Source organism: Serratia sp. 14-2641, from assembly GCF_001692375.1.
GTDB classification, from domain to species: Bacteria; Pseudomonadota; Gammaproteobacteria; order Enterobacterales; family Enterobacteriaceae; genus Chania; species Chania fonticola_C.
Genome location: NZ_LXKR01000028.1, coordinates 222,591 through 247,660 on the forward strand (window position 1 = coordinate 222,591; position 25,070 = coordinate 247,660).

34 protein-coding genes are annotated in these 25,070 nt (G+C 53.4%); 6 read left to right on the forward strand and 28 right to left on the reverse strand.

What is annotated here, in order from left to right; all coding sequences use genetic code 11:
* Positions 1-52 precede the first annotated feature (52 nt).
* Together A6U95_RS11505 and A6U95_RS11510 are read left to right on the forward strand one after the other, a co-directional pair.
* The gene (locus A6U95_RS11505) at positions 53-376 is read left to right on the forward strand and encodes a helix-turn-helix transcriptional regulator (protein ID WP_001515173.1); all 324 of its coding nucleotides are present in this window, start codon (positions 53-55) and stop codon (positions 374-376) included.
* Positions 377-378: 2 nt separating this feature from the next.
* On the forward strand, positions 379-1,245 hold the full coding sequence (locus A6U95_RS11510) for an ImmA/IrrE family metallo-endopeptidase (RefSeq protein WP_065684577.1): 867 nt from the start codon (positions 379-381) through the stop codon (positions 1,243-1,245).
* A gap of 89 nt (positions 1,246-1,334) precedes the next feature.
* On the opposite strand, the gene A6U95_RS11515 is transcribed toward A6U95_RS11510, so the two are convergent.
* The 11 genes from A6U95_RS11515 to parM all read right to left on the reverse strand — a co-directional run bounded on the left by A6U95_RS11515 (position 1,335) and on the right by parM (position 9,151).
* Positions 1,335-1,697, reverse strand: a complete 363-nt coding sequence (locus A6U95_RS11515) for a hypothetical protein (protein WP_065684578.1) — start codon at positions 1,695-1,697, stop codon at positions 1,335-1,337.
* 94 nt (positions 1,698-1,791) lie between these two features.
* Complete coding sequence (locus tag A6U95_RS11520) at positions 1,792-2,112, reverse strand: TA system toxin CbtA family protein (RefSeq protein ID WP_065684579.1); 321 nt, start codon at positions 2,110-2,112, stop codon at positions 1,792-1,794.
* A 22-nt stretch (positions 2,113-2,134) separates the two neighbouring features.
* Positions 2,135-3,133, reverse strand: a complete 999-nt coding sequence (locus A6U95_RS11525; RefSeq protein WP_065684580.1) for a zincin-like metallopeptidase domain-containing protein — start codon at positions 3,131-3,133, stop codon at positions 2,135-2,137.
* 106 nt (positions 3,134-3,239) lie between these two features.
* Complete coding sequence (locus A6U95_RS11530) at positions 3,240-3,710, reverse strand: hypothetical protein (RefSeq protein ID WP_065684581.1); 471 nt, start codon at positions 3,708-3,710, stop codon at positions 3,240-3,242.
* Positions 3,710-4,051: a hypothetical protein gene (locus tag A6U95_RS11535; RefSeq protein ID WP_065684582.1), complete on the reverse strand. Its 342-nt coding sequence runs from the start codon at positions 4,049-4,051 to the stop codon at positions 3,710-3,712. Before A6U95_RS11535 ends, A6U95_RS11530 begins: the two co-directional genes overlap by 1 nt.
* 150 nt (positions 4,052-4,201) lie before the next feature.
* The gene (radC, locus tag A6U95_RS11540) at positions 4,202-4,657 is read right to left on the reverse strand and encodes a DNA repair protein RadC (RefSeq protein WP_065684583.1); all 456 of its coding nucleotides are present in this window, start codon (positions 4,655-4,657) and stop codon (positions 4,202-4,204) included.
* Position 4,658: 1 nt separating this feature from the next.
* The gene (locus A6U95_RS11545) at positions 4,659-4,943 is read right to left on the reverse strand and encodes a hypothetical protein (protein WP_065684584.1); all 285 of its coding nucleotides are present in this window, start codon (positions 4,941-4,943) and stop codon (positions 4,659-4,661) included.
* Positions 4,944-5,055: 112 nt separating this feature from the next.
* Positions 5,056-5,343 (reverse strand): hypothetical protein, encoded by a 288-nt coding sequence (locus A6U95_RS11550; RefSeq protein ID WP_065684585.1) that lies wholly within the window; start codon positions 5,341-5,343, stop codon positions 5,056-5,058.
* 339 nt (positions 5,344-5,682) lie between these two features.
* Complete coding sequence (locus A6U95_RS11555; RefSeq protein ID WP_065684586.1) at positions 5,683-6,588, reverse strand: integrase domain-containing protein; 906 nt, start codon at positions 6,586-6,588, stop codon at positions 5,683-5,685.
* 1,226 nt (positions 6,589-7,814) lie between these two features.
* Positions 7,815-8,189 (reverse strand): plasmid partitioning/stability family protein, encoded by a 375-nt coding sequence (locus tag A6U95_RS11560; protein ID WP_065684587.1) that lies wholly within the window; start codon positions 8,187-8,189, stop codon positions 7,815-7,817.
* Positions 8,190-8,191: 2 nt separating this feature from the next.
* Positions 8,192-9,151 (reverse strand): plasmid segregation protein ParM domain-containing protein, encoded by a 960-nt coding sequence (gene parM, locus A6U95_RS11565; RefSeq protein ID WP_065684588.1) that lies wholly within the window; start codon positions 9,149-9,151, stop codon positions 8,192-8,194.
* A gap of 277 nt (positions 9,152-9,428) precedes the next feature.
* Here parM and A6U95_RS11570 point away from each other — a divergent pair, with 277 nt between their 5' ends.
* Positions 9,429-9,638 (forward strand): hypothetical protein, encoded by a 210-nt coding sequence (locus A6U95_RS11570; protein ID WP_065684589.1) that lies wholly within the window; start codon positions 9,429-9,431, stop codon positions 9,636-9,638.
* A gap of 38 nt (positions 9,639-9,676) precedes the next feature.
* Here A6U95_RS11570 and A6U95_RS11575 read toward each other — a convergent pair whose 3' ends face one another.
* The 15 genes from A6U95_RS11575 to A6U95_RS11645 form a co-directional block, all read right to left on the reverse strand.
* The gene (locus tag A6U95_RS11575) at positions 9,677-11,194 is read right to left on the reverse strand and encodes a conjugal transfer protein TraG N-terminal domain-containing protein (protein ID WP_065684590.1); all 1,518 of its coding nucleotides are present in this window, start codon (positions 11,192-11,194) and stop codon (positions 9,677-9,679) included.
* Positions 11,194-11,568, reverse strand: a complete 375-nt coding sequence (locus tag A6U95_RS11580) for a hypothetical protein (RefSeq protein WP_139102363.1) — start codon at positions 11,566-11,568, stop codon at positions 11,194-11,196. Before A6U95_RS11580 ends, A6U95_RS11575 begins: the two co-directional genes overlap by 1 nt.
* Positions 11,569-11,574: 6 nt before the next feature.
* Entirely contained in the window at positions 11,575-12,996 is a 1,422-nt protein-coding gene (locus tag A6U95_RS11585; RefSeq protein WP_065684592.1) for an integrating conjugative element protein, read from the reverse strand.
* A gap of 18 nt (positions 12,997-13,014) precedes the next feature.
* On the reverse strand, positions 13,015-13,962 hold the full coding sequence (locus tag A6U95_RS11590; RefSeq protein ID WP_065684593.1) for a TIGR03756 family integrating conjugative element protein: 948 nt from the start codon (positions 13,960-13,962) through the stop codon (positions 13,015-13,017).
* On the reverse strand, positions 13,959-14,366 hold the full coding sequence (locus tag A6U95_RS11595) for a TIGR03757 family integrating conjugative element protein (protein WP_065684594.1): 408 nt from the start codon (positions 14,364-14,366) through the stop codon (positions 13,959-13,961). The genes A6U95_RS11590 and A6U95_RS11595 overlap by 4 nt, the downstream gene beginning before the upstream one ends.
* Positions 14,367-14,557: 191 nt before the next feature.
* The gene (locus tag A6U95_RS11600; RefSeq protein WP_065684595.1) at positions 14,558-14,953 is read right to left on the reverse strand and encodes a hypothetical protein; all 396 of its coding nucleotides are present in this window, start codon (positions 14,951-14,953) and stop codon (positions 14,558-14,560) included.
* Positions 14,950-17,745 carry a conjugative transfer ATPase gene (locus A6U95_RS11605; RefSeq protein ID WP_065684596.1) on the reverse strand — a complete coding sequence of 932 codons (2,796 nt, stop codon included), beginning with the start codon at positions 17,743-17,745 and terminating at the stop codon, positions 14,950-14,952. The genes A6U95_RS11600 and A6U95_RS11605 overlap by 4 nt, the downstream gene beginning before the upstream one ends.
* On the reverse strand, positions 17,745-18,149 hold the full coding sequence (locus A6U95_RS11610; protein WP_065684597.1) for a TIGR03751 family conjugal transfer lipoprotein: 405 nt from the start codon (positions 18,147-18,149) through the stop codon (positions 17,745-17,747). The genes A6U95_RS11605 and A6U95_RS11610 overlap by 1 nt, the downstream gene beginning before the upstream one ends.
* Positions 18,150-18,159: 10 nt before the next feature.
* Positions 18,160-19,662, reverse strand: coding sequence for a TIGR03752 family integrating conjugative element protein (locus A6U95_RS11615; RefSeq protein ID WP_065684598.1), 1,503 nt, complete (start codon positions 19,660-19,662; stop codon positions 18,160-18,162).
* Entirely contained in the window at positions 19,652-20,563 is a 912-nt protein-coding gene (locus A6U95_RS11620; protein WP_065684807.1) for a TIGR03749 family integrating conjugative element protein, read from the reverse strand. Before A6U95_RS11620 ends, A6U95_RS11615 begins: the two co-directional genes overlap by 11 nt.
* A 2-nt stretch (positions 20,564-20,565) precedes the next feature.
* Positions 20,566-21,219: a PFL_4703 family integrating conjugative element protein gene (locus A6U95_RS11625; protein ID WP_065684599.1), complete on the reverse strand. Its 654-nt coding sequence runs from the start codon at positions 21,217-21,219 to the stop codon at positions 20,566-20,568.
* Positions 21,212-21,595, reverse strand: a complete 384-nt coding sequence (locus A6U95_RS11630) for a TIGR03750 family conjugal transfer protein (protein ID WP_065684600.1) — start codon at positions 21,593-21,595, stop codon at positions 21,212-21,214. The genes A6U95_RS11625 and A6U95_RS11630 overlap by 8 nt, the downstream gene beginning before the upstream one ends.
* A 12-nt stretch (positions 21,596-21,607) precedes the next feature.
* The gene (locus A6U95_RS11635) at positions 21,608-21,985 is read right to left on the reverse strand and encodes a TIGR03745 family integrating conjugative element membrane protein (RefSeq protein WP_065684601.1); all 378 of its coding nucleotides are present in this window, start codon (positions 21,983-21,985) and stop codon (positions 21,608-21,610) included.
* Between the two features lie 35 nt (positions 21,986-22,020).
* Positions 22,021-22,257, reverse strand: coding sequence for a TIGR03758 family integrating conjugative element protein (locus A6U95_RS11640; protein WP_050135254.1), 237 nt, complete (start codon positions 22,255-22,257; stop codon positions 22,021-22,023).
* On the reverse strand, positions 22,257-22,565 hold the full coding sequence (locus A6U95_RS11645; protein ID WP_065684602.1) for an RAQPRD family integrative conjugative element protein: 309 nt from the start codon (positions 22,563-22,565) through the stop codon (positions 22,257-22,259). The genes A6U95_RS11640 and A6U95_RS11645 overlap by 1 nt, the downstream gene beginning before the upstream one ends.
* Positions 22,566-22,790: 225 nt before the next feature.
* On the opposite strand from A6U95_RS11645, the gene A6U95_RS11650 reads away from it, so the two are divergent.
* From A6U95_RS11650 to A6U95_RS11660, 3 genes are all read left to right on the forward strand, one after another.
* The gene (locus A6U95_RS11650; RefSeq protein WP_065684603.1) at positions 22,791-23,399 is read left to right on the forward strand and encodes a DJ-1/PfpI family protein; all 609 of its coding nucleotides are present in this window, start codon (positions 22,791-22,793) and stop codon (positions 23,397-23,399) included.
* A 101-nt stretch (positions 23,400-23,500) separates the two neighbouring features.
* Positions 23,501-23,695: a stability determinant gene (locus A6U95_RS11655; RefSeq protein WP_065684604.1), complete on the forward strand. Its 195-nt coding sequence runs from the start codon at positions 23,501-23,503 to the stop codon at positions 23,693-23,695.
* On the forward strand, positions 23,695-23,970 hold the full coding sequence (locus A6U95_RS11660) for a type II toxin-antitoxin system mRNA interferase toxin, RelE/StbE family (protein ID WP_065684605.1): 276 nt from the start codon (positions 23,695-23,697) through the stop codon (positions 23,968-23,970). The genes A6U95_RS11655 and A6U95_RS11660 overlap by 1 nt, the downstream gene beginning before the upstream one ends.
* A 56-nt stretch (positions 23,971-24,026) precedes the next feature.
* Here A6U95_RS11660 and A6U95_RS11665 read toward each other — a convergent pair whose 3' ends face one another.
* Positions 24,027-24,785 carry a TIGR03747 family integrating conjugative element membrane protein gene (locus A6U95_RS11665; protein ID WP_065684606.1) on the reverse strand — a complete coding sequence of 253 codons (759 nt, stop codon included), beginning with the start codon at positions 24,783-24,785 and terminating at the stop codon, positions 24,027-24,029.
* Between the two features lie 9 nt (positions 24,786-24,794).
* A complete protein-coding gene (locus A6U95_RS11670) occupies positions 24,795-25,061 on the reverse strand; it encodes a hypothetical protein (RefSeq protein WP_065684607.1) in 267 nt (88 codons plus the stop codon).
* Between the last annotated feature and the right edge of the window lie 9 nt (positions 25,062-25,070).

Here is a 25,070-nt window from a genome sequence, read left to right on the forward strand (position 1 = left end):
TTGTTCGGAATAGTGGTACAATGATGAAAGAGATAAATGAGGAGATGTAACAATGGCAACCCGTCTTGGCGAAAAACTTCGCGATTTGCGTAAACAGCGTGGATTGACACTGGAAAAACTCGCTGACATGGCTGGACTCAGTAAAAGCTATCTATGGGAACTGGAAAATCGCGAGTCTCAACGCCCTTCGGCAGAAAAACTGACTGCCCTGGCAGATGCACTGGGAGTTGGGACTAGTTTCTTTTTAGAAGATGATCTTCGAGAACCAGAAGAAAGGCATCTGGATGATGCTTTCTTTCGTGGCTATAAAAACCTTGAACCTGAGGCTAAAGCACAGTTAAGAAAAATATTGGACACCTTTAAAAAGGACTTCTAGTTATGCCAGAACAAGAGATATGGACGCCTCAAAAAGCAGCCATTCGGCTAACAAAAATTTGTGATACTTTCAGTGAGATTCACGGCACAGAACGATTTCCTGTTAACGTTGGAGAGTTATCTCTAGGAGCGGCAGAGTTATTCCAATGGGCTGACCCTATAGTAAAAATAGAACCCGTTGACATCAAAGGATTTGATGGAGCATTAATTGCCAATGAAGCCCGCAGCCGTTGGATGCTACTTTACAATAACGGTTTAACATCCCCTGGTAGAATTCGATTCACTCAGGCACATGAGCTGGGACATTACATACTTCATCGTCTAAATCGTGATGAGTTCAGATGTAGTAGTGATGATATGCTATCCTGGGAAGATAAAAATATTGAATCAGAAGCAGATTTATTTGCTTCTTACTTACTGATGCCATTCAATGACTTCCGAAAACAGTTGACGCCAGACGTTGATATTGAAGTATTACGTCAGTATGCGATTCGTTATGGAGTATCGCTGACAGCCGCTGCATTAAAATGGCTTGAATGCACTGAAGAAAATGCCGTATTCATTTTATCTCGTGACGGGTACATGAAATGGGCCTTTTCCAGCCCCGCGGCTCGCCGTAACGGAGCCTTCTTTCGCACACAACGCAATGCTGTTAGTACTCCAGAAAGATCGCTCGCTGCAAACCAGAACATTTCAATGGAAAGAGCAGGAATGAAAATCCCTGCATCAATTTGGTTCCCTCATGCAGATAAAGACGCTTCGGTTCGTGAAATGAAAATACAATCAGAGCAGTATGAATATGTCATCACCCTTCTAATCCTTTCCCGAAAAACAACTGTATGGCCTCCCTTTCATGGGGAAGATGAGTAAAGATCTTTTTCATATAAAGTGGCATGCATGTTTAGCAAGCAAAAATAATTAGTTAGAAACATCAATATAACACATTGATATTTATAAATTTAACAAATTATAACAGTTAGCATGGGTCCATAAGGCGTGAAAAATTGCCCACGTCGCGCATCGCCCAGTTCCTGGCTCATGAATATTCTGCCAAGCATATCATCGTAAATCGGCTGCTGCCGGGCCAGGCCACAGCAGAGAATACCCAGCAACCTCCCCATCCGATTGACGTCTTCACGCTCATACCGTTTGACCAGGTTAAAGTACTCATCCTCAAGCTGTTGCGAAAAAGCGACCTGATTGTGGACTGCGCACGCAGCCATCTGAACAAAATCCCGAAAGACCTCATAGCGATGGTGATAACGGGCGGTCTGGTTAAATAATGAAATAAATTCCGCAACATGTGGATTGGCGTTTGCCATAGGGATGTTTCCTGAAATAAAAAAGGGAAACATCCCCCAAGGGAAATGTTTCCCCTGGGGAGTGACAGGTTATTGGCTAACCTAGAGTGAAAAGTCAGTGCTGCATCAGTTTCTCATCCGTTTCATCGATACGGACAAGCTGGACTTTCTCTGGTACAAGCTCCAATACGGCAACCATAAAGTTGCTCGGGGTTAACAGCGGGCTCCGGGGAGACCAGGCGTTCTGGTCTATCCGGTCCAAGTGGTATTTCTCCACCAGTTGGTTTATCGCTTCAAACACTGGCACGTTAAGCTCAACCAGCTCCTGTACAACAGCATCGTCATGCAGATTGGTGTCGTTCAACGTCAGCCCAAAATGCTTCTCCAGCAAATACGTCGCTATCTTTTGGTATTCGCGAATTGCAGTGGTGTCCATCGAGTCTTCCTCCAATAGCGGCTCAGGCTGCAGCCAGGGCCTGTTCACGTAAGATTAGGTATTCAAAAGCCTCCCGGGCAAAACGGCTTGCCTGGAAGATAACCTTCTTGTCTTCCTTCAGTGCCTTCAGCCAGGAAGCAATGTAACTTTCATGCTGAACGTCACCCTGAATACCCAGTTCGGCGCACAAAAATGCCGAACCGATTTCCGCCACAAGTTCCTCGAACGCATACACCGGGTCCCCAAACCGGCGTGAAGAAGACGTGATGCCTTCTCGCGCCAGGCGGGAGATGTGACCAGTTGAATGCACCAGTTCATGCAACAGCGTACTGTAGTAATCTGCCGGGCGATGGAACTGCACCGCGTCCGGCATCGTGATACGGTCGGCTCCAGGGCTGTAGAACGCCTGGTCCTGATGCCGGTGTACCACCGGTACGCCACTGCAGGCAACCACCTGCTCTGCCCGCTGGATACGCTCAATATCGTGTTGCTCGGGTGTTTCTCCTGCGTCACCGGCCACACTCACCGGCGTCAGCAGTTTCTCGGGTAAATTCTCACACTGCTCCACGTTGAACAGATGAAAACTGGTCATGAAATTCCGCTGGGAAACAACGGCATTCCCCTGTTCGTCAAACATCGGCCTGCCCTGCTCGTCCGTCTCTTTCTTCTCAAACGGCTTGAACAGGGTCACCAGTGTGGATTTCTCACCTTTACGCACGTTACCGCCCACATCCAGTGCCTGTTTGAACGTCAGCCAGCGGTGTGAGGTAAACCCCTTGTCCGCTGCATCAATCCACAGCAGCAACACATTGATACCGCTGTAGACCCGTCCAGTAATGGCGTTGGCCGGTAACCCGCTCATGCTGACAGAACGGGTACCGGCAACAGTACGCCACGGTTTGCGCCAAGGAGACGTTCCCTTTTCCAGCGCCGCGACGATTTTATCCGTCACGACCTGGAACAGGTCCACTTTATCCTGGTGACGTGATGCCGCCTTTTTCCTGGTTTGTTTCGTTGTCATGGTAAGTCCTCGTCATAAAAAACGGGGACTTGCCCCCTTACGGGAGTAAATCCCCGCAAGGGTTGTCAATGCTAGAATCGTATTAATCGATAATAGCGTCAGTGTGTTAAAGCCCTGGTGGTAACGTCACCGCCAGATGTAAGTGGGTATCTAACCAATCAGCCACCTGCTGCCACTCCTCACGCCCGACCGTCGAATGGACGACGTAACATGTCGGACAATAGTGGTTAACCAATAGCAACACCGCTATCACCAGGAAATCGTATGGGTGACTGCCGGTATTACACTGACTTTGCGGCCTTTCGGAGGATAACGACCGAAGCAGGCAAAAGGGATCGCCTGACAAGCCTGCGACATCATCACCGTTAAAGGAGATAATGCCGATGCCAATCAGACTGTCGTCATACCTCAGCGGTTTCGTGCCACTGAGTTCAAAAACAGTCAAAGGTTGACCCAACCAGCAAAAATCCGGCTCGTTGCGTACCTCATGATGTACCCGAGTTACTGCACGGCACAGCCCACGCCAGGCCTCATGGGGGATCGTCTTGATATGAGTGAAGAAGTAACACCGATGCATTACCATCCCTCCAAAATTGCCCTTGCTTCCTCCTGGCCCACATTATAGAAGTGGTCCCAGGCTCCAGGGCAAACCGCTCTGCCCAAAGCAACAACGTCGCCGAACAAAGCCTTGCATGAGTTATGGGTATAACGGTGTGGTTCCAGCCCACATTTTCTAGCAAGTTCTTGTGCCAGCCAGGCAACCGCCCAGATATTGTCGGTAAAACCGTCTTCATCTGGCTGTTTGCCAATGCCCAATTTCTCGTGTGCGGCAATCTCCCGTAAATCACCTTCAAGGTTTGCCAGTTCACATAAATCATCGAGAGAAAAAGTGCTGTTGGTCTGGTTTATCGTCATCATGGTAAGTCCTCTAGAATTAAAAAAGGGACTTACCCCCGATAGGGAGGTCAGTCCCTATGGGGTGAGTAAAATCAAAAAATCGGCTTAGTAGACTCGGTTTTCAACCCGTCATTATAGGGACACGCCCCGCAGAGGATTGCGTAAAATCAGTTAGTTAATCCAACCACGCTCAGCAAACGAAACAGACTCGCCATGACCGATCACAAGATGATCCAACACCCTCACATCGATTAATAACAGCGCAGCGATCACCTTGTCCGTCAGGCTTCGGTCCGCCTGACTGGGTTCAGCCATCCCCGAGGGGTGGTTGTGCGCCAGGATCAATGAGGCGGCATTGTAGGTCAGTGCCTGCCTGGCGATTTCCCTGGGATAAACACTGACTGAGCCCAGCGTACCGGTAAACAGCGTTTCACACTCAATCAACCGGTGCTGGTTATCCAGGTACATCACCATAAACAGTTCACGCTCCTGCCTTTCCAGTTGCAGCCGCAGATAGCTGCGAACCGCATCGGGTTGCGCGAGTAACACTGTACGGGCTTGTAATTGTCGTTCTAACAAACCAATAGCCTGAGTGATAATATGTTGCTCATGAGTTTCATATTGCATATTAACGGTTCACCACAGCCGACGTGGGTAATAACAACTCACCGTGTTCATTCACCATCGCCAGACGCTCACGTAAAAGCTGACTGGCCCGGATAAAACATTGCCGGTCACGCTCACTCGCCCGCTTACAGCTCAGATTTTCCAGTTCTGCAAGATGACGTTGCGCACTACCCCGCCACGAACGACGCTCATCATTCCCAACACAGGCGCAAAAATGCGCATTCGCCAGGGTAAACAGTCGGTCCGTTGCATTGCGATATTCCGCGACAAGAACATAGGTTGTCATAAGTCACTCCGTATCAAACATGACAGGGAGCAGTCCCTTTGTGGGGAGCTACCCCCAAAAAGGTTAGAAGATATCGACCAGGGAAGGATCTCCCCGGCAGTTATAAGAGCCATTAGCTCGCTGAAGTAATTATCAGTCTGTAATCGTCATATTTTACCAGGAAGCTCTCTGTCAGCTCGATAGACTCCTCCCCCAGACGAACAAACAGGGTTAACGAAAATATCACTTCCGTATCAGAAGAAACTGGCCGCTTACTCCAGGCATCCTGCGCTGCTTTTATCAGCGCAAGTTGCCGACGTTCCCACTCAGCGATGCTGAAGCGGTCTACGGCACGATCCCAGGCCGATAACGTGATAGATATCGGTAAAAAAGCCAGTTCTTTGTCTTTGTGTGAGTCCATAGATGTCTCCTTACGCAATAAAATAAGGGAACACCTATCCCCTGAAGGGAAGCGTGTTCCCTTGAGGGTGAGTCAATCAGATAGGGTGCCAATCAAGGCACGTTGGATAAGTGCACCTTCATCGCAGTGAACTGCGATCCCCGCTTTCAAAGGTTCAGGGGGGTTACCGCTCTAAAGCGCGTCCTCTCAGGTTATGGTCGCTTTGGCTTGTGATTGCCCGAAGGCGTCCTTCTCAAATCACCAGGACATTGGCTGTTGTCAGAGACAACGCGTTAGCACCTAAAATCGTACACAATTCAACCCTACCCGACAAGCCTCTTTCTGCAAAATAACCTCACCTCAAGACTCATCAGTACTCACTTTGTTATAAACCCTGGCAACATAATGACCACGTCCATCGCCATGCCCCAGATCCATTGACACCATGGCTTCCGCCTCTTTTCGGCTCAATCCTTTACTCATATGATAGTCCGTCGCCTCTTTGGAATAGGCATAGCGCAGACTGTGCGGAGATTCTTTCCCCGTTAACCCGGCCTCTTTGAGCGTATTTCGATACCGTTCAATAGCAGAGTGCAGATTGGACTTATCTATTAATCGCCCATTGTGTTTATCAGCATACTTTATCGCCTCATTGACTGCGCGAATAACCGTATCACGATCTACAACCGTGGTATCCCTCGGACGGCCACCTTTGGTTCCGAATACAATCCGTATACGCTCATCACCTTTATTTAATGCCTGCCGCCAGGTTTTTAATGACTTGACGGATTGAACCGTCTCTTCTGTTCTTAATCCTAAATAACGGGCTAATTGTATTGCAGCGGCAACACCTTCGTCTTTATCACGGATCTGGACGAGCGCTGCGTGATAGCGCTCGTCTGAAATAGCAATTTTAGATCCGTCACGACTGGCCCCAGACAGGCCGAGAGCCGAATTACTTAATCGTTCATGATTTGGATCGGCGAGTTTCGTCCTGCCAGCAGTAGAAAACATCGACCGAATAGCCGCCATTTCATTTTGCATCGTCCGTTTTGATATACCTTCAGACTGACGACTTTTTATATACAGCTCAACATGATTGGTTTTTATATTACTGATATCGCGAATTTGGATATTTAACTTCAACATACTATCGGCGAAACGCGACGCTATTCTGGCGCGATCTGAAACAGTTTTAAAACTCCCGCCTGATTTTCGGGCCAGTGTGATTAATTGCTTACTTAACTGCTTATTGGCTCTCGACATCCCTCCCTCCTTTCGTCCTGAAAAACGCACGACATTACCGCCTTCGTCCCGAAGGATGAAGGACGTACCGAACTGCATTTTTGATGTACGCAATAAGTCTGAACAACGTTCAGCATGATGGTGATACATCCTGGCCCCGACGACACGGTATGATTTGCGCTTCCTGCGGCTCGACTGGTAACTGTGCATCGGGGTGGCAAAATGTTGAGTTCTTGTGAGGTATCCACAGCTCGCTGAGCTGCTTGCGGCTTGCGCCGGTACCTGACTACTGCCAGGTCACCTCCATCCATCAGCTTTCGCTGATGTTGCCATCGTTACCGAGTCGATTGTTCTCCTTCATTTCATAAATAAGCGCCTTCATGGGTTATCCCGTTTTTACGACGCGATGGTTAAAAAAAATGTCATTTTACATGCGCTGAATGGTCCATAGTCCGTGGTTCGGCCAGGGTACTACGTGTCGGTCAGAGCGTAGAAGACGTTGGTAAAGCCCGTATTACGTGGGTTTGTCCGTTATGCGCTTTGCGCGTCACTTGGTATATGCTTCGCAATTACACAAGTGACGCGCTGCGCAACTCCCGCGCCAAATGCTGCTTCTGCAGATGCCAAATGTTCCAATTGGCATAGCAGAACGCCGCAAATGTTGCCGGGATTGCTGGACGTCGGTCCAAAAAGATAGGGGCGTAGACGTGATGTTCTCCTGGTAATGGAGAAACGACCCCGCCGGGAAGTTTCCCGCTGGGGTGTCAGTTGTCGTGATGAAACTGACTGTCTGTGAGTGGATAAGTGCACCTTCATCGCAGTGGACCGCGATCCCCGCTCTCAAAGGTTCAGGGGGGTTACCGCTCTAAAGCGCGTCCTTTCAGGTTAAGGTCGCATTGGCTGTGGTCGCTCGAAAGCGTCAGTCTCAGACCACGCTTCTCTCCATATGACTTTGGCTATGTGATCACCCTAGGGCGCTTCTCTCAGATCACCTGCGCACTCCTTGCGCTGAAGCATTGGCTGTTGTCATCGACAACGATAGAACAGGGGGATCATAAAGGAGAGTCCAGAAATCTTCAACAGAAACAAGGCGGGGATATATGCAGCAGAAGAGACGGAGTTTTGCACATACCCACCGCCAGAGTCTGTTCGCTTGCCCCGCTCACAGACCGCTCCCGTTTGCCGGGGTGCTGGGTGGCCCCCGGCTTCACTGGCTTTTCTGACCGTGGATATGTGCATAACTCACTTTATTTTTTCAACATTGACAGGTTCAAAATCGCTTTTTCCTCCGCCAGTTTAGCTGCCGGTTTTATATTACCCTCAATGCCTGAAGACACTGGCGGAATAGCATCAACACCGGTTGATTTTGATGGATAACCCGTCACCTGCTCTATCAGTTTAATCACACTCTCGGCTGTTAGCGCCCCATTAAAAAAACCACTGATCAAGTTAACCAAACGCGGGTCAACAGAGGATAACGCAGCGCCGCAAATAATGGCTTGCCGGTAAAAATCGCCCCGAACTTGTGTCGGTAAACTTTCAACATAGTGTTGCGCTAATTGATCTTGCAGATATATTGACGGGTGTAAGTACGCAACAATCTTCTTTCGTTTATTATTCATAATTAAGCCCTGGCCATCGCCTTAACCAGAGCGAATTGTGGCTCTTCTACTTTACTCACTTTATGGCGAGGGAAATATTTCTTAATATAGGGATAGATAATTTCCGCCCCTCCCCCGGTCAGATAGATACGATGCATTCCGCTGAAGGACTCAATTTCATTTCTCACACCATCAGCCAGGGAAGCGGATTCCATTTGTATTACCGCCTGAATATTACTTATCTGGTCAACGTCATTGATGAGGGTTCGTAAATAGTCCTCATCCAAATGATTCCTGATGATTTCCCCTGTCACATAATAGCTACTTGGGGTAGAAGCATTCATTAATGCATTCATCACTGCCCGGTTAATTCGAGATGTCCCAATCTCTGCATTCCCTTTGACCTCGGTAATACTGTCGAAAGCCCCCTGTATAATGCCGCAATCCAGCGTTGTTCCTCCCAAATCGACAATAAGGCTACGCTCCAGTGGATTAACCTCATCAGCAATGATTGAAGCCAATGCCGCTGGCAAGGACTCAGGCATGACCTTCACCTCCTTGACTGTAAAGGTCTCTCCTTTATTCAACGAAATATCGCGCGAGACATTATTTTTCTTCGCCTCGATATTCACCTCATTCGGCTGGTTATCCGCATCGAAAAATTCTGTCACCGGCAGGGTGACCGTCAGTGCGATCTCCTGGGGCGGTAAACCCGATGTCAGCAAGGCATGATGAATGGCAAGCAGGTTCGTGGTGCTGTATTGATAACTGATATGCGTGGTGCCAATCGCAGCCGTGCTTCCCAGATCATGCGAATACTTTTTTCCGTCAACGGTGTAGTTGAACACTTTTCGTGTTCCCAGGATGGCAGGGCTCCAGCCATCTTTGAAACTGTTACCCGACAGATGTGTCTTGATCTCACCCTGTTCCAGCCAGGCCAGTTTTACGTAGGTCGATCCATCATCACAAGATACGTTGAGCATAGCTTTGTCTCTAATTGCGTATTGATATGACTCATATTGGGAAAAATGAGCGTGTGAAAACACGCCCACCTTCTGATAAACCCCAAAGTGAGTCTATTTTTAACTCAAATTGAGAAAATTATAATTTCCCGGCCTCGTGATCCCCAGCGCTGACTCAAAATGCGTCATGATTTGTCTCAGATTACGTCACCCTTCATGCAGTAAGCAGGTTGTTTTTGCATCACCGCTGCCGTAAGGTGACCATGTTATGATAAGCAGATAAAACGAGGGAGAAAGCATGGCTAACAAAACGCAGGATGATATCTGGAGCATTATCGCCAAGGGATTAGTTGAAGCCGTGAAGATGGTGTTTTCAGTTATAGTGGCAATCGTTGTTGCTGGGATCGAAACAACTCCCCCGACTAACACATCAACAGAAGATGAAACATTACATGCTGGTTATCGTCATAATGACGACAAAACTGTACATTTCGACAACGATGCATAAAAACAGGCAGTGAAACGACCATTCACTGCCTGCACTGCTCAGCCTTTCCCTTTCGATGCCCCTTTTGTTGCAACTGTCTTGGCTACTTTCATTGCGGCAGCGCCCCCTTCAGCACCCGCTTGCTGTGACCCTCGACTAGCTTTATCAACTGCTGAAGATAATGCCCCACCGATCTGAACACCACTCCAACTCACCGCCCCGAACCAAAATGCAGGCAGCACCACAAACATCGACCCCAGTACCAGATTCATAATCCAGCCTTCAGCCCCAACATTGCTGAACCAGTTGTAATACCCGCGAGCGCCAGTGTAGACAATCTCGATGAGCCGATCATCAAGCCAACTACCCAGTTCCCACCAGAATGTCACGAACGTCATCGCAAACATGACAAACGTCAGCGTGACCACCACCTTGGGGTCATAGGCACCGAACAGCATCACCAGGGGGATACAAATGACCAGCGCCATCATCAGAATGCCATGCACCATCGGCAACGCCTGACGCAGCGCATCAAACGCCGGTAACTGGGTCGCTTGTGCCGAGAATGCGCCCAGACCACTGACCATCTGCTTGAAACTAGTATCAAGGTCTATCCCGGTTCCCCGCTGGCTTCCCGCCAGATAGGTTTCATGCCCCCCGGACATCAGGGTATTTTGCGGGCTGACCAGCCAGCGCAACAGATTTTCCTCCCAATTTTCGCTATCAACGAACTTCATCCTGTTGGCAACTTTGGTGTTATAGCTCCCTGACAATCGGCTTTTCAGCCCGGTACCGGAGGCACTCCACCACTCCTTGCACGTGGGGTACCCACCCCGCCCCACGTTGGGATAACCGCTGTCCCGACTCTCGCTGTACGGCCACTGCGAACGGGGTGAGGTAGACGTGTAATAGTCATAGTAGCCCCCCGTATTCAGGAAGTAGCTCGAGCCTATCCAGCCCACCGAATTGATGGTGGCATCAGTAAGCTGGCTATTGGTGGATTTCAACTTGTAGTAGGCTTTGGAATAGCACTGATTGGCGAATTCCTGCACCTCCTGACGGATCACCGGATCAATAAGTTGGGTATGCTGTACCTCAAAGCGCAACTGGCGCAGTTCCATACCGCAGGGGATGGACGCAATGGCTGCATGCGTTACCCCTTTTGACAGGTTGTGAACCAGGTACCACCACATCGGCACCTTGGCAACCTGGCCGTTGAAGTCGGTCAACAACCCGCCATAGCCTGATTCATCCGGCTTGGGCACGTTAGTGCCGCATTGTCTGGAGCGGGTCTGGTCAAACTTCATCACCGTCAGATCCACTTCTTGAAAAGGCATCGCGCAGAACATAATAACGATGAACGCCACGTACAATACCTGCTCGATGCGAGGGAGCGCCAGCGCCCCCTTGTTTCCCTCGTCATCCCCTTCGGTACGCACCTTCAACCAGACGCCGGCCACCTTCAGTACCAACGGCAACGCGAACAACCCCGTGGCGGTAATAATGGTCCACAGGGCGTTGTTAATCAGCCAGCCCAGGAACACCAGGAAAAACTCCAGATAACTGTCCGTCGTCATCACATCCCCCAACGGTAACTGGTGAATTCAATCAGCAAGGCCAGGCACACCATCATCACTTCGAGCCGGTAAACCGCCCACGGTGACGGGGCCTGACGTAACAACGTCGCCCGGACACGGTGAAACCACATGGCGGCCACAATGCCGTACAGTGTTAACCGCCAGATAAACAGCGGAACTCGCGCCTGCTGCAGCCAGTCTGTCAGTGCGGTTTCATGTCCGGCAAGATACAGCCCCAATGCCGTCGCACATCCCCCCAGTAACAAAATCCCTGCCATGCCGAAAATAAAACCGGTAGCTTTACGCCACCGGCGCTGCGCCATTGTCTTTGGTCGGTTTTGGGTTTCGTCCTTCGATACTCTTGTGGTCGTCATGATTGATTATTCCTCCGTGGACTTGCTGAGCCCTTGGACAGCACTGTCATTTTGTTGACGGTCCTGACGCAGGCTGTTGTCCACTTCACGCGCTTCCTGACGGGTGATCGCCACCAGAATGGAGTTGTTGCTGATGGCCTTGCGTATATCCATCTCATTTTTCAGCGCCTGGATCTCCCGATCCAGAAACTCCAGGCGGCGATCAGATTCCGCCACGATGGGCTCTTGGGCTGCTACGCTAGGCTCTGATTGCCCCACCATCAACATACGACGCATCGCCAATGCCGTCGTAATGGTGTCTGCCATCGCCAGTTCCCCGGCCAGACGCTGTACCAACGCCCCATTGTCTGGGTCATCTTTCAGCGCCTGGATAACCCCGCGCGTTACGGCCAAATCACCGGTTTTCAACGTTGCCAGATTAGTTGCATTGGGAGCCAGGTTACCGTTCACCAGTTTGATCAGGATCTCCTGATTCTCTTTGGTGGTTTTTTCCAGCGTGGGAGAAAAACCTTCGCCTGGTGTAGAGGTGCCCGGCTCATTTTCCAACCCACCGCTATTACATTCGCTGCCACTCACACAAGTGCGTAGCGCTCGATCCCCCAGAACTTTCGATACCGCATCTGCTGCTTCAGCACTGGTTTTATACTTTTGACACAACGAGCCATTACACGCTGAAGTGCTCACCGCAGCATCACTGGTTGCAGACTGTTTATTCAGGATGTTGTAACCCGCTTTGGCAATGTCATACGTGGGTTTGATAGCCTTCTGACCCGTCCCCCCGCGCTGTTGCCCCCCCACCCATTTCACCCCTTCTTTGCCCGTCGATTTCTTCAAGCTGTTATCTGCACGGATCGCATCAGACGTACTGGAAATGACGTTTTGAAACTCTTCCCCGATAGCGGTTTGCGTCAACTTGCCTGACAAAGAGTAATCAGCCAGTTTCTTCGACATCGTCTGGCAGTTGAGCTGAGCCTTATCAAACGCCACATTGGCCTGCAGAACACCGTTGGTCAGCAGCTCGTACAGTCCAGGATTCGCCCGCTGGATTATCATCGCCGGAAGGCTGGCAACCGCGCCGGTAGCCCCATTAATCACATCCCCCATCATGTTTTTAAAGCCATCCGTCGCCCCGTTGAGCTGGTTCTTGACCGTGGTACTCAAATCGAAATTGCCGCACATCAGGTCATTGTTCCAACTGATACCGAGTCCCATTTTCTCCATATTGTTGCTACTGGGGGGCTGGGATATCACGGTTCCCCCACCGATGGAGTAAAACAGGTTGTCGTTCACCGCCCCTTTCATTCCTTTGCCATAACCGACGTTGGCTTCTTCGCCCGTGATACCGAACGCCGCCAATGCCGGTTGATTCAGAACCAGCAGGACAGCACCTGCCAGCGCCCCTGCCTTTAAAAATGCGTTGAATGTCATGGTGTACACTCCCTTGAGTTAAAAATCAGTGCTGTAGAGGAACGTTTGCCCGCGCCGTTGGCAGCAGGAATAGGGTTGCCAGAGCGCCCAGGCATACGCGCCATCTGTCGCGATGGGGTTGCTGTTGTCCGGGAACACGGCGCAAGAAGAAGAGATGGAGGGGACCAGCCGCTGCCATTTGTGGTTTTTGGTACCGGTATTTTCGGTCACCGGCTCCGGTGGCCAATACCCGTCACGGCGACTGGCGGTCATCGGGTGATAGACATGTACCTGACCAGTACGCGTGATGATATCCGCAGTACGTTGTGCCACAACAGCCGCCGCCTTGTAGTCATCTACCTGGGTGACAAACCCGCCACGGGGATACACGTTACCCCACATATTTCCGGTTGAGCCGACCTCCCGCAGTCCTGGCGTGAGCGCCTCTGGGTACAAACTCTCAGGCAGACCGGTACGCCACATCAGCGCATCCAGGGTACTGAGGAAATACGGCACAAATGCGCTGGCAGAACCCGGGCAGGTGTAACCCATCGACCCCAGGAAGTTGTTAAATACCGGGGCGGCTAATGCAGGGTGACCAATCGCATCCGCGTTCTTGAAGCGCAGATTGTCTTTGCGCAGCCCTCGCTTCTGCTCATTATTGCCACCGCCTTCAGCCACACCCGGGATCCCCGTTCCTAGCATCGCCACCTCTGACCAGGGGTTATCCCCGGTCTGGGCATAGCTGGACACCACCGCATTGGGGATGTAGTGCTTCACCTTGACGGAGGTGAGAATGCGGCACCCGCCCCAACCGCAATAAAGCCAGTAACAAATACCCGCAATCCGGTACTCCAGGCACGTCGGAGAAAGAGCACTGGCAATGATTTGCGCCGAGTTGATGGCACTGGCCGTCAACGGCTGTACCGCGCCGCACAGCAACAACGCCGTCGCCAGTTTATGACGGCGCAAGGAGAGTCGTTTCATTGTGCCCCCTTGTGCTCAGCCAGCTTCGCTTCGGCCAGAGCAACGTCAGCCGTGCCGTACACCACATACTGGTCGTCAAATACCACGGCAGGGTATTTCTTCAGCCCGAGACCGTAGGCCTGGATAACCCCCTGGTAGGCCTGCACTATCTGTTGCTCTTTCTGCTGCCAGTCCGGGGATTGCAGCACCGCGTTGGCCTGTCGCGCAGCCTGGCGAGGGTCAGCCGACAGCGCACCAAACACTTCACGCTGGACGACCTCCGGCGCATCCAGGTAAACCAACTGATGACCGGTGCCTAATCCAGTCGGGGGATGCTGACTGTCGGTATACACCACGGTGGCCGCCTGTGCCGATACGGCAGCGCACCCGATAGCCAGCAGGAACACAGCGTTACGTTTCTTCATCACATTTCACTCCTGTGGGACAAAACCGCAGGGTGACGCGCATTGCTGACAAAAACAGCAAACAACTCGAAATGCGTGGGGAAAAATTAGGGGGGGAACCAGGGGCATTCTGATGAAAAAAAACGGCAGACTACCGAAACCGGTAACCTGCCGCCAGAATAAAGGGGCCAGACGCCAGACGCGTGTAACCGCTACTCGGGAACGCCCAATCGTTCAGCCAACTGCGTCACCAGGTACACCGCATCGACCGCATCCGGCAGGTTGATATACCAGCGCGGAGCCTGGGCATAATCCTGTGCGGTAGGCCAACGTAGCGTACCGGTGATCGTCAACAGCAGATTGACGCAGGCACTGGCTCCGGCGAATTTCACCGCCACGCAACTGTGATGCCCCACCCGGTGCGGCGAACAGGTGATCAAGACCACCGACTGGGTACGCGCCCGTATCTGCTCACACAATTCGGCCAACTGCCCGGCATGGGCCTCGCTGATACGCGGGTTACCCTGTGGCGGAGCCTCAAACAACACGCCACCCTCGCCCCCGTCACCGGCCACAATCTCCAGCATGGCCTTCTTCAACTGCATCATGCCGCCGCCTTAGCGATACCGCGAGCCACATCCAGTTGATGCGCTATCTGTTTTGCGGCCGCCAACTCGGTCACGCCCTGCGCCTGCATAATCGCCCGACGTGCCGCCTTTTCCTCCTTCTCGGTCATGCCGAGAGCCAGATACAGACTCGGCGGCACCGCCCGGAACAGCGCCTCAATACGGCTCGCCAGTACCACCCCTTCGGTATAACAACGGGGGGTCTTGGTCGCCGACAGCAACATGGCTTTCTGCTCCGCCGTCAACTTTTTGAAGCGGGCAATCTCCTCCACTTCTTCCGGGGGCATCACCAGGCACAGCCACCATTCGATCATGTTGAGCATCTTCTTCGACGTATTGGGAAAATCCTCTAGGTTCTGTGTGGCGAGCCACAGCCAGGCTCCCAGCTTACGCCACATTTTCACTATCTTGACCACGAACGGGGCCAACAGCGGGTTGGTGGTGATCATGTGCGCCTCATCGGTCGCAAAGACGATTTCCCTGTCCAGGAACTGATCGCGCTCGGCAATGTTGTTGATGGTGTTCACCAGCGAGGTGTAAGCCACCGCCAGCGCCGCCTCATACCCTTCCCGCGCCAGCGTGCCCAGGTCAATCAGCGTCACATCCGCTTCGGGCCAATTCTCTCCGGGGCGGTCAAACAGCTCGCCCAGGAACCCCTGCATAAACACGCCCAACGACTCCCCCATGTTCTGCGCACGGGTTCGGCGCACTTCGGGCCGGTTTTCGTCAGCCGCAAACTGGTACAACGCCGCCTGCAGGTCGCCGGTGATCATCTGCCGCCCCGCATTATAAGCGGCCTTCGCCGCCACCAGGATAGCCTCACGCATCATGCCCCGGTCAGCCCGCTCCAGCTTGGCTTCTTCTTTGGCCTCGCCGCCGGTGATCATCAGTCGCGCCACAATCTCCAACTCACCCAGGATGTCACGTTCCTCATCGTCATCCTCCTCGTCACTCTCCTCGGTCTCGATACGCTCACTCAGTTCCTCTTCGCTCACCATCGCCGCAGGCGTCTCGATCAACCGGTGCGCATCGGCAAACGGCGCTAGAGATATGCCGCAACCCGGCTTGATACTGACCTTGTTCACCGTCAACCCCAGTTCTTCACAGTAATCCGCAAACAGACCGAAGGAGTTACCGGCTTCGGCAATAAATAGCCGGGGCCGGTGGATAGCCATCAACTGCGCGAACAAGTTGTTGAGCGTGGCGGATTTCCCCGAACCGGTAGGACCAAACAGCACCAGGTGGGCATTCTTGGAACGGTCCTGACTGTTGAGCGGATCAAAGGTCAGCGGCGCACCACCGCGGTTAAAAAAGGTAAACCCCGGATGCCCGGTACCGGTATCCCGACCAAACACCGGCAGCAGGTTAGCCATGTGTTGGACAAAGGTCAGGCGGGTATACCAGTGTTTCCTGTCGTGCATCGGATTAAAGCACATCGGCAAGGCCCGCAGGTAGCCGTTGAGCGGGGCGACATCGAACTCCGGCTTCACCGGCTGCAGCCCGGCATTCAACAAGACCGCCGTCAGGTCACGCTGACGGGTATTCAGTACCTTGACCGTCGGGGCTTTCAGATAGAAGGTCATACTGCCCCGATAGAGCTTGTGCTTTTCCCCCAGATAACGCTTGGCCGTCTCCGAGTCTTCACGCACCCGTTCCGACTCGGTATTCTCGCCGATGGCATTTTTCGCCAGGTGATTGAATCGCTCCTCGAGCACGTCCTGGGGTTGCACCACCAGGGTCAGCGAAACCACCGTCCCCTCTGGCAACAAGTCCATCAGCGCATTGATATTCTCACCCTTACGCGTCTCCCCGGTCAGATGTCCTACTGTGGGCGCCCGGCGCAGCCGGTCGATGGTGATGGCCTTGTGCGGAACCTCGTCAAACCACCACACGCCCCGCTCGATGTCCGAACGCGGCGGTGAAAACAGCACGGTTTCACTAAAATCATTTTCTACCGGCAACACCCCGGCTTCATTATCCTGGTGCGCTGCCGTGCGGTACAGCGTCTCCTTGTCGATCCAGTCTGGGTTGGGGTTAAACCAGCGCAGCAACCAGGCGTGGATCTGCTCCCCGTTCTGACGGGCCGCCACGACACCGGCACCGGCCAGCGCTGACGAGAGTCGTTCACAGACCTGGTTCAGCGCCTCTTCCGGGGGATGCGGCTCGCGCAGTGCCGGATTGACATAGCGGTAGACCACCATCCGGGTCCGGCGTTGCTGTCCGCGCCAGGGTGCGCCGGTGATCGCCTTGTCGATAAACAGCCCCTTGGGTACCGCGATACCGCGCATATGCCGCTCCATCTCGGTGAGATAGGCCTCGGTAAACGCCGACCCCTGCGCCCAAGGCTTGACGTAACCGCGCAGTTTATCCAGGTATTCGGTAACGTCGGTCTCATCCTGACAGAAGAACTGCACCACCCACGGGTGCAGATCCCGCTCCTCAAAACTGTCCTGCAGGGCATCTTCCACCACATCACGGATCTCCTCCAGCCGCTCCGGCGTCCGCCCTTCGGTACCCACCGGCACAATCTCGAACACCGCCCCGACCGAGACCCCGTCATCGAGCAACAGGCACTGGCTGCGCGGCAGGTACTCGGCCCACGGCAGGTAATCCACAAACGTCGGGTTGTTCGGGTAAAGTGCTTTTTCCTCGGCTACCGTCAGCTTGCCGGTTTTCACCTGCGGCTCCCGCGCCAACACTGCCGTATCCTGATCGTCTTCCACCTCGGCAGGAGCCTGCCTGCCGATTTTCTTCTTGCTGAATAATGAGAACATTACAGCGCCTCCGTACGTTCACCCGGCAGTGCATACTGCACACTGCTATAAAACGGGAAGACCGAGCTGTAGCCGGGTACCGGTGCAGGCGCATTGCCCGCCATGTGCGGGTAGATATAAATCACCATGTCCGGGTTAGGCAGACGCGGGAAAATCTGCTGGATCTCGTTTTCCGCCGTCCGGGTATAGCTCTCCTCAATGGCTTGACGGGCAGCGCTGTCGTCATTGGTCAATCCCCGCCGCAACGTGCTGCGGGCCTCGGTGGCCGTCCGTGCCGACGAACCCTTGTTTTGCCACAACTCCAGCATGGTAGAATCCCCCGGTGGCAGCATTTCATCTTTGGTGGTACTGCAGCCGGTCAACAAGACAGCCAGGCACACTAACGGTAAAACGTGCTGTTTCATCAAAACCTCCTCAATCCAGCGCATGCTGCTGGCTGATATCAAAATCGTACCGGACCTTGCGGCCCTGCTCTTCGTAGTCAATCGGGATCTGACGGGTAATATGCACGGCTACCTGGGCACCCGGTGGCACATACACGGCGTCAAACATCTGCCCGTAACGCGCTTTCACCCAGGAAGCCAGTTCATTGGTGCCGCCTGACAAGGCCTTGCCCAGCGCCGCCTGCCCGGCACTGCCGGTCAGCGTACTGGTCACCGTGGTGCCATCTACCGAGGTCGTGGTCTGGTTGTTCGCCATCGCATCCGACGCCGCACCGGCACCGGACAATGCGAACAAGGTCGGTAAATAGGTAGACGCGTTGGATTTACGTTCCCCGGACAGGCAGGGCACCCCGTTTTCATCTGACAACCAGCCAATGCTGCCGCCGTTCGATTTGCCGTTGCTGCCGTCACTGGATTTTGCTGGCGATGGCACGGTACGCACCGTGCCATCGGTAAACACAAAGGTAATGGAATGCACTTCACCCCGGACACAGGACAATACCCAGTCACCGGTGGCGGTACCGGAGACAATCGCCCCTTCCACGTCCGGCAACTCGATACCGTTGGCCGTCAGGTTCTCCTTGCCGATAAGCACTTTAAACGGGTACGGATCGGTGACTTTGCCATCAATCGGCACCCGGCCCAGCAACGCCGTCATACCCCGGCTACCAATCAGCGTCGAGTTTTCCGGCAACGTATACACCGGTGTCGCTTCCTCTATAGCCTGCTGATTTTTCGCCGCCCGGTCCAGATCAGCTTTCTGGCGAGAAATAGCGTTATCATCCAGGCTGGCAAACGAACTCGGGAACTGGAAACTGCCGGTGCCTGCCGCCGTGCCCACGGCAGCGGCCCCGATGACCGGTTTACCGTTGCGGTCAAGCTGCACGGCGTCCTGTGGCTCAATCCACATCACGCCACCGCTCACGGTGCCCACGGCCCCGTCACTGCCCTCCAGACCCAGCCCAATCGGCAAATCACCTTGCTGTCCCTGCCCTGATGCGGATGAACCGGCAGATGGCGGCTGACCTGACTGACCGCCCATCCCCTTCAGATTCAGATTCTCAATCAGCGTCGCCAGGCGTTGCTGCTCCGCCTGAAGTTTCTGCCGGGCCTGCGCCTCTTCCTGTTTCGCCACATTGACTGCATCACGAATGCGGTTATCGACATTCACCCCGCCTTCCTTGAGGGTGGCGTTCTCTTCCGACAGCGTGACATTCTGCCGCTCCAGACTGGCCTGCTTGTCCTGGATGACCTTCAGACGCGCCACCAGGGTTCGCAGGGTATCTTCCGGGGTATCCCCCTCGATACCGAGGATCTGCAGCTCCTCATCGGTCAGATCAGCCACCGTATTCGTTTTGAGGGTCGATGAGGCCGGTGTGGTGCCTGAACCACAGGATTTCACCCCAATGGCGATGGCAATAAACAGCACCACCGGCACCAGGACTTTCAGCAGGGTATTGGATTTAATTTGCATGTGTCTGTCCTCCTGACGCGGTTCGCACCTTGCCCTTGGCTTTCACCACGGGCACCACCGGCTCTGGCAGGAACGCCGCGTCCGGGCGTCCCTGCATCACCAGATACAGCGTGGTGGTATCTTCTGGGGTTCCAGCCGCACCCAGCCAGCGGTGTTGAAACGTCGCCGAATGGAACGTGCCCTGCAGACGGCGCGGATCGAGCACCACCTTTCCCGACCGCTGGTTGGTCAGTTTCAGCGCAACCACGTTGTACCCCTGTACCCCCCATGCGGCCAGCGGGCGTACCGTGACCGGTTCAGAGGGCAGCAGTGAGGTAATGGTCGATGACAGACCGTGCGAAATGGCATGTACCCCCGGCAACGCTTCAATCGTACGTAACGGGGCATAGAGGTTTTGTGCCGCGTAGCGGGTCAGCGCAATCGGCAACGGCGTTGTGATACGTGGAGCCTGCTCTTTCGCGGACGTTTTACCCTTGGGTGTCACGGATTCATCGCTGCTGACCGACGTATTGTTGCTGGCCGTGGCACTGGAGACCTCGCCCTGATAGACCAGGCTCACCGGCTCACGCACCTGCTTGCCCTCCAGGCCGGTGATATCCAGCAGGATAAGCTCACCGTTCTCCACGTCCTGCAGTTGTAACCGCGTGGTGGCAAAGGCGCTGCTCGCCTGCAGGTACACGGCACCGCCGGTACTCTGCACCCGCAATTTGCCGTTCAACTCGGGAGGGAAACCCACCCGGACGTTCTTGTTTACAAACACGATGCGCTCCTGACCCACGGTCAGCGGTACCTGCAGCGGGATACGCTCCCACTTCATCAGTTCCACCGCCTCAACCGGCAGGCTCACGGCGCACACGGGGCCCAACAGGGCCAGATATAAAGGAAGATAACGGGTAGACATCATCAGAACAGTCCTTTCTTCTCAACCGGCGCGGCCGGGGCCGCTTCCAGGCGTTGCGGGATATCGGCGTAGCAATCGAGTGCCAGACCAAACGGGTTGGCCTCCGGGTTCTGATCCCAGCGCACAATCTTCAGCGGGTAACGCACCAGCGCGCGTTTCACCGGTTCGGTGTGGTAATACTCATCGGCCACCAGATCCAGGCGCACGATCCAGCTATCGCGGCTCACCACCGTGACACTGTCGTCCTTGTAGCCGCGTCCAGGGACTTCAGAGATCCCCCTGACGCGTTCACGCAACTCCCCGGCAGATTTACGCTGTTTCGCATCCTTGTTCAGCCACTCTTCACAGGTGGGCGTCAGATAAGCAGACAGCGTGCTGATGCGGTACGGGTAGTCGGTATTGCCGTCTTTCGGCCAGGAGTTCAGTTGCTGGAAGATGTAAAACGCAAAGCTGTAGACGGTGGACGGATGAACCTCCCACCAGGCGCGGGTCGAGCCCGAGCGCAGGTCAGGCGGGTTATGAACGGTCAGGTTGCGCGGTGACAACATCCAGCCAGCAAGGGCTATCATCAGCAGAACCATCAACACCCCGCAAGCTCCACGCAGGGTTGAAATATGGCGGTCACGCGCATTGACCGCACTTCTGTACTTACTCATCAAACTCCTCCTGGAACTGGCGAATGACCGGCATTGAACGGCGCAATGCCCAGGTCTGGCTACGGTGTATCAAGTGGGGATTGCCCATCCGCTGACGGCTCAGCCACAGCTCAACACGCCGGTACAGGTAGTTCTCCGGTTTGCCGCGCTTGAAACGCGCCATCAGCTTGCCGCCGAAAAACACAACGACAATCGGCATCAATAAACTGACGGTAGGGAACGCCAGCCAGCCAATAAACAGGGTAAAAGGTATGGCGACCACCAGGCCGCCCAATACGCTTAATCCCGCAGTCATAAACAGCTCTGGCGTGGTAAAGCCCTTGAATACAATAGGCTCTGCATTCAGCCGGTCGGGTAGAAACGAGATAGTCGCCATACCGTACCTGCCTTAGCCCACGATGACCGTGGCCGCTTTGGTGGCCAGCCAGATGACCGCGACGACTAGCACGATACCGACCACGACCAGCATGCCGAACTTGGCCCAGGTGGATTTGCCCTGCTGGACTTCGGCGAAGGTCGCAATGATGGAATTCGCCACGACCAGCAGCGCCACGGCGGCCAGGATGAGGCCACCCAGGACAATCCCGTCATTGAGGTAGCCGGAAATCTGGCCGTAGAACGAACTGTCGGTACTGGTTTTAGGGCCTTCCACCGTCGGCAGAGCAGCCTGGGCAGACGTCACCGCCGTCAGAGCCAACAGTGCAGTGGACTGACGAACACGCTGTGCAACACGGCGGGTGGAAGAGAAAAGGGACTGCAGATTCATGGTAGTTTCCTTACAAATGAAGAAGTGATAAATGATTAACTGGCGAACAAATACAGACTGACCAACAGCAAGATGACGACACGGACCACGAAGCGTTGAACGGCAGCCCCTTTGATATTGCCTGCCGCATAGCCCCGATAGACGTGAACAAATCCCCACCCTGCCCACAACGTCAATACCGCTATCAGTGAACCGATAAACAGCAGGTTCAGAACGGCAGGCTCGACGTTGCCAGCAGCGGCTTTAAACGCTGCGGTCTGTGCTTCATTCATTACCGACGCTCCTGGCGATATTGCCCGGAGACTGACGATGTGGTGGGTTGCGCGCGGGAGGGTTCGAGGTAAAACTCAATCCCCCGACGCACCGTGTTGATGTCCTGGGTGGCCCGCAGGTAATCAAAATGAAAACGCCCGGACTGACCGTCCTGAACCGCCACCACACGGGCGCGCTCCAGGCTGGCCTGTACCTGGTCCAGTTGCTTCATGACCAGGGCCAACTCGTCTTTCTCACCGGCCTGGACGGACAGCGCAGTGAACAGACTGCCTGCGAGACACAACGCCCGCAGCGGTGTTATGTGCATGGGAACCTCCTTTTACAGGTAATGGATGCAGCACAGAGAGTGGCGAAAAGGAGCAACAGGGTCAGCAAACAACTAGAAGGGGAATTGTGAAAATTTATCCGAGAGGCCAACAGCGTGGCGCGGTTTGCGCCATCGGGGCTCTTTGCTTGGCCTGGCACACCAAGCGGAGTATATTGATTGAAAATTCACCACTACAGTAAGACCACTGTAAACACGAGGGAATATATGAAGAAAAACACCGTCTTATTTGTAATAATTTCTAATTTTGCAGACTGGGAACCGGCACTTCTAGCAGCAGGATTACAATGGGGGTACGGCTTATGGCAAAATCATTACGCAGTGAAAACTGTTGCTGTTAATAACGACCCTGTATTATCTATTGGTGGATTAAAAGTCATACCAGATTATACTGTCGACAACGTTCCTGAAGATTTTTCTGCACTTATTCTGGTTGGAGGAACAAGTTGGTTTTCTCCTGAAGCGCAGAAATTCATCCCTATGATAAAAAAGGCTTTAGACAACAATATCATTATTGGAGCAATCTGTGATGCTGCACGTTTCTTAGCTGTAAATGGGTTCATAAATGATGTTGAGCATACCACTAACGCATTATCAGATATAAAGTCTAAAACCGGATCAGCTTATACGGGAGAAGAGAAATTCAAACATCAATTGTCTGTACATTGTAGAAATATAATAACAGCAAAAGCAACAGGTAATATTGAGTTTGCAAGGGATATTTTCACAGCTTTAAATATTGCTCCTAAAATTAAAATAGACCAATTTTATGAGCACTTTAAAAATGGTGATGGGAACGATATAAATCACAAATGAGGACACGAACACATTAATCCAACTACCTATTCTCTCCGGCTTGGTCTGAACAACGGAACAAGCTATACTGTTCAAAAGGCCAGCAACGCCGGAGATAAACAATGAGTGCTTTACTTTCCCCCATCGTGTCAGAGTTTGAAACTCAAGAGCAGGCAGACAGCTATGACCGTTGGTTCCGTGCCAAAGTACAAGAGGCGTTAGACGACCCACGTCCTGGCATCCCACACGACGAAGTGATGGCTGAGATGGAAGTGATTATCGCTGAAGCTGAGTCCAGGATGCGTAAATCACTCTGATGTTACCGATTATCTGGAGCCAGTCCGCACGAAGCGACCTCGCCAACATTATCCGTTATATTGCGAACGAAAATCCCTTTGCAGCACGTCGTATAAAGGCATTGATTCAAGAGGCGATACAACCCGCAGCAGAGCACCCCTACCTTTTTCGAGTTGGAAGACTCCCTGGAACAAGAGAAGTGGTTGCTCATCCCAACTATATTCTGGTTTATCAAATCAACGCAGAGCGGATAACTGTCCTAAGCGTCCTACACGCTCGCCAAGAGTATCCATAAAGTATCGTGCAAAATAGAGGTCTAACAGCCCTCGCTGCGAAGGCTGTTCTTGTCGATCAGAGGTACTTTTTAAATGATCCCATTGTCACCGATATCGCCAGTCCCATCAGCAACGCGGCGGGCAGCAACAGCATATTCGGATAGACCGAAAACGGCGCAGACAGGTAGAGAATACAGGGAATATAGACGGCCGGTTTCACAAACCGCTTGGCATGGTGATACAGAAAACTCGACTCATACCCCGCACCATAGCGACGCAGGTCACGCCTTACCATCCCATCAACAATCCCCACCAGGGCCACCAGAACAAACAGCGGCACCGACAACACCAGGATGGTGACCCGCATCAGGAAAATCAGCGTGACATACATCGAGGCCATCAGGTATTCACGCGCCACCTGTATCAACCAGGCTCCGCCGACATTCAGGCCATCCGTCAGCGCATTGCCGCTGTTGCTTGACTGCGCTGACTGGAGCCATCCCAGAAAACCGCTGTTCACAAACAGCCATTGGTAACCGACAGTTATCCAGGTACTCACCGTGGTCACCGGCGCAGACAGCAGCAGGCTGCGGGTAAAGCCTTCGGCAAAATAGCCACTTTCCGTCACCATCACCGCCCGGCTGTGTTCAGCGCCCTGCTCCGGCCAGAAAAAAGCAATACCAATGTACTCCACTATCAGGCTAAACAGCAGGGAGACCAATAACATGCCAACGACCCGCCAGGGCATGTCCCACAATACCGTCATCAGCAGACCGTGCCGTTTGGCAGGCAGGTTTTGCTGAACCGGCTGCGAGGAAGAAGATGCTTGTGCCATTACCCCTCCTTAATGCAGTGCCAGAACTTCCAGCTCACACTGCAGCAGCATGGGCTGGGCATTGATTGTCACCCAGATCCCCACCTGGTTGGCCGGGCAAGGCTCCTGCTCTCGTCGTGCGTCATACCCTAATTCACTCAACGCCGTCACAATCTCTGGAGCAAACGGCGTTGAGCAGTGCCGAGTCTTCAGCACCGTCATGATATCGCGAGGCACCTCGGCAGACTGCCCGAGGCTGGAGGCCAGTACAGCACTGACACGAAATTGTTGCTTCATTATTGAACT

What these genes read in the sequence shown, in the direction of transcription:
- radC (WP_065684583.1), bottom strand. Translation starts at nt 4,657, where the DNA reads ATGCAATATGAAACTCATGAGCAACATATTATCACTCAGGCTATTGGT.
- A6U95_RS11625 (WP_065684599.1), bottom strand. Translation starts at nt 21,219, where the DNA reads ATGAGTAAGTACAGAAGTGCGGTCAATGCGCGTGACCGCCATATTTCA.
- A6U95_RS11630 (WP_065684600.1), bottom strand. Translation starts at nt 21,595, where the DNA reads ATGGCGACTATCTCGTTTCTACCCGACCGGCTGAATGCAGAGCCTATT.
- A6U95_RS11590 (WP_065684593.1), bottom strand. Translation starts at nt 13,962, where the DNA reads ATGAAACGACTCTCCTTGCGCCGTCATAAACTGGCGACGGCGTTGTTG.
- A6U95_RS11505 (WP_001515173.1), top strand. Translation starts at nt 53, where the DNA reads ATGGCAACCCGTCTTGGCGAAAAACTTCGCGATTTGCGTAAACAGCGT.
- A6U95_RS11635 (WP_065684601.1), bottom strand. Translation starts at nt 21,985, where the DNA reads ATGAATCTGCAGTCCCTTTTCTCTTCCACCCGCCGTGTTGCACAGCGT.
- A6U95_RS11620 (WP_065684807.1), bottom strand. Translation starts at nt 20,563, where the DNA reads ATGTCTACCCGTTATCTTCCTTTATATCTGGCCCTGTTGGGCCCCGTG.
- A6U95_RS11595 (WP_065684594.1), bottom strand. Translation starts at nt 14,366, where the DNA reads ATGAAGAAACGTAACGCTGTGTTCCTGCTGGCTATCGGGTGCGCTGCC.
- A6U95_RS11665 (WP_065684606.1), bottom strand. Translation starts at nt 24,785, where the DNA reads ATGGCACAAGCATCTTCTTCCTCGCAGCCGGTTCAGCAAAACCTGCCT.
- A6U95_RS11610 (WP_065684597.1), bottom strand. Translation starts at nt 18,149, where the DNA reads ATGAAACAGCACGTTTTACCGTTAGTGTGCCTGGCTGTCTTGTTGACC.
- A6U95_RS11615 (WP_065684598.1), bottom strand. Translation starts at nt 19,662, where the DNA reads ATGCAAATTAAATCCAATACCCTGCTGAAAGTCCTGGTGCCGGTGGTG.
- A6U95_RS11650 (WP_065684603.1), top strand. Translation starts at nt 22,791, where the DNA reads ATGAAGAAAAACACCGTCTTATTTGTAATAATTTCTAATTTTGCAGAC.
- A6U95_RS11605 (WP_065684596.1), bottom strand. Translation starts at nt 17,745, where the DNA reads ATGTTCTCATTATTCAGCAAGAAGAAAATCGGCAGGCAGGCTCCTGCC.
- A6U95_RS11510 (WP_065684577.1), top strand. Translation starts at nt 379, where the DNA reads ATGCCAGAACAAGAGATATGGACGCCTCAAAAAGCAGCCATTCGGCTA.
- A6U95_RS11600 (WP_065684595.1), bottom strand. Translation starts at nt 14,953, where the DNA reads ATGATGCAGTTGAAGAAGGCCATGCTGGAGATTGTGGCCGGTGACGGG.
- A6U95_RS11580 (WP_139102363.1), bottom strand. Translation starts at nt 11,568, where the DNA reads ATGACGACCACAAGAGTATCGAAGGACGAAACCCAAAACCGACCAAAG.
- A6U95_RS11560 (WP_065684587.1), bottom strand. Translation starts at nt 8,189, where the DNA reads ATGAATAATAAACGAAAGAAGATTGTTGCGTACTTACACCCGTCAATA.
- A6U95_RS11575 (WP_065684590.1), bottom strand. Translation starts at nt 11,194, where the DNA reads ATGACGACGGACAGTTATCTGGAGTTTTTCCTGGTGTTCCTGGGCTGG.
- A6U95_RS11530 (WP_065684581.1), bottom strand. Translation starts at nt 3,710, where the DNA reads ATGCATCGGTGTTACTTCTTCACTCATATCAAGACGATCCCCCATGAG.
- A6U95_RS11570 (WP_065684589.1), top strand. Translation starts at nt 9,429, where the DNA reads ATGGCTAACAAAACGCAGGATGATATCTGGAGCATTATCGCCAAGGGA.
- A6U95_RS11640 (WP_050135254.1), bottom strand. Translation starts at nt 22,257, where the DNA reads ATGAATGAAGCACAGACCGCAGCGTTTAAAGCCGCTGCTGGCAACGTC.
- A6U95_RS11535 (WP_065684582.1), bottom strand. Translation starts at nt 4,051, where the DNA reads ATGATGACGATAAACCAGACCAACAGCACTTTTTCTCTCGATGATTTA.
- A6U95_RS11670 (WP_065684607.1), bottom strand. Translation starts at nt 25,061, where the DNA reads ATGAAGCAACAATTTCGTGTCAGTGCTGTACTGGCCTCCAGCCTCGGG.
- A6U95_RS11545 (WP_065684584.1), bottom strand. Translation starts at nt 4,943, where the DNA reads ATGACAACCTATGTTCTTGTCGCGGAATATCGCAATGCAACGGACCGA.
- A6U95_RS11515 (WP_065684578.1), bottom strand. Translation starts at nt 1,697, where the DNA reads ATGGCAAACGCCAATCCACATGTTGCGGAATTTATTTCATTATTTAAC.
- A6U95_RS11525 (WP_065684580.1), bottom strand. Translation starts at nt 3,133, where the DNA reads ATGACAACGAAACAAACCAGGAAAAAGGCGGCATCACGTCACCAGGAT.
- parM (WP_065684588.1), bottom strand. Translation starts at nt 9,151, where the DNA reads ATGCTCAACGTATCTTGTGATGATGGATCGACCTACGTAAAACTGGCC.
- A6U95_RS11645 (WP_065684602.1), bottom strand. Translation starts at nt 22,565, where the DNA reads ATGCACATAACACCGCTGCGGGCGTTGTGTCTCGCAGGCAGTCTGTTC.
- A6U95_RS11555 (WP_065684586.1), bottom strand. Translation starts at nt 6,588, where the DNA reads ATGTCGAGAGCCAATAAGCAGTTAAGTAAGCAATTAATCACACTGGCC.
- A6U95_RS11655 (WP_065684604.1), top strand. Translation starts at nt 23,501, where the DNA reads ATGAGTGCTTTACTTTCCCCCATCGTGTCAGAGTTTGAAACTCAAGAG.
- A6U95_RS11520 (WP_065684579.1), bottom strand. Translation starts at nt 2,112, where the DNA reads ATGGACACCACTGCAATTCGCGAATACCAAAAGATAGCGACGTATTTG.
- A6U95_RS11550 (WP_065684585.1), bottom strand. Translation starts at nt 5,343, where the DNA reads ATGGACTCACACAAAGACAAAGAACTGGCTTTTTTACCGATATCTATC.
- A6U95_RS11660 (WP_065684605.1), top strand. Translation starts at nt 23,695, where the DNA reads ATGTTACCGATTATCTGGAGCCAGTCCGCACGAAGCGACCTCGCCAAC.
- A6U95_RS11585 (WP_065684592.1), bottom strand. Translation starts at nt 12,996, where the DNA reads ATGACATTCAACGCATTTTTAAAGGCAGGGGCGCTGGCAGGTGCTGTC.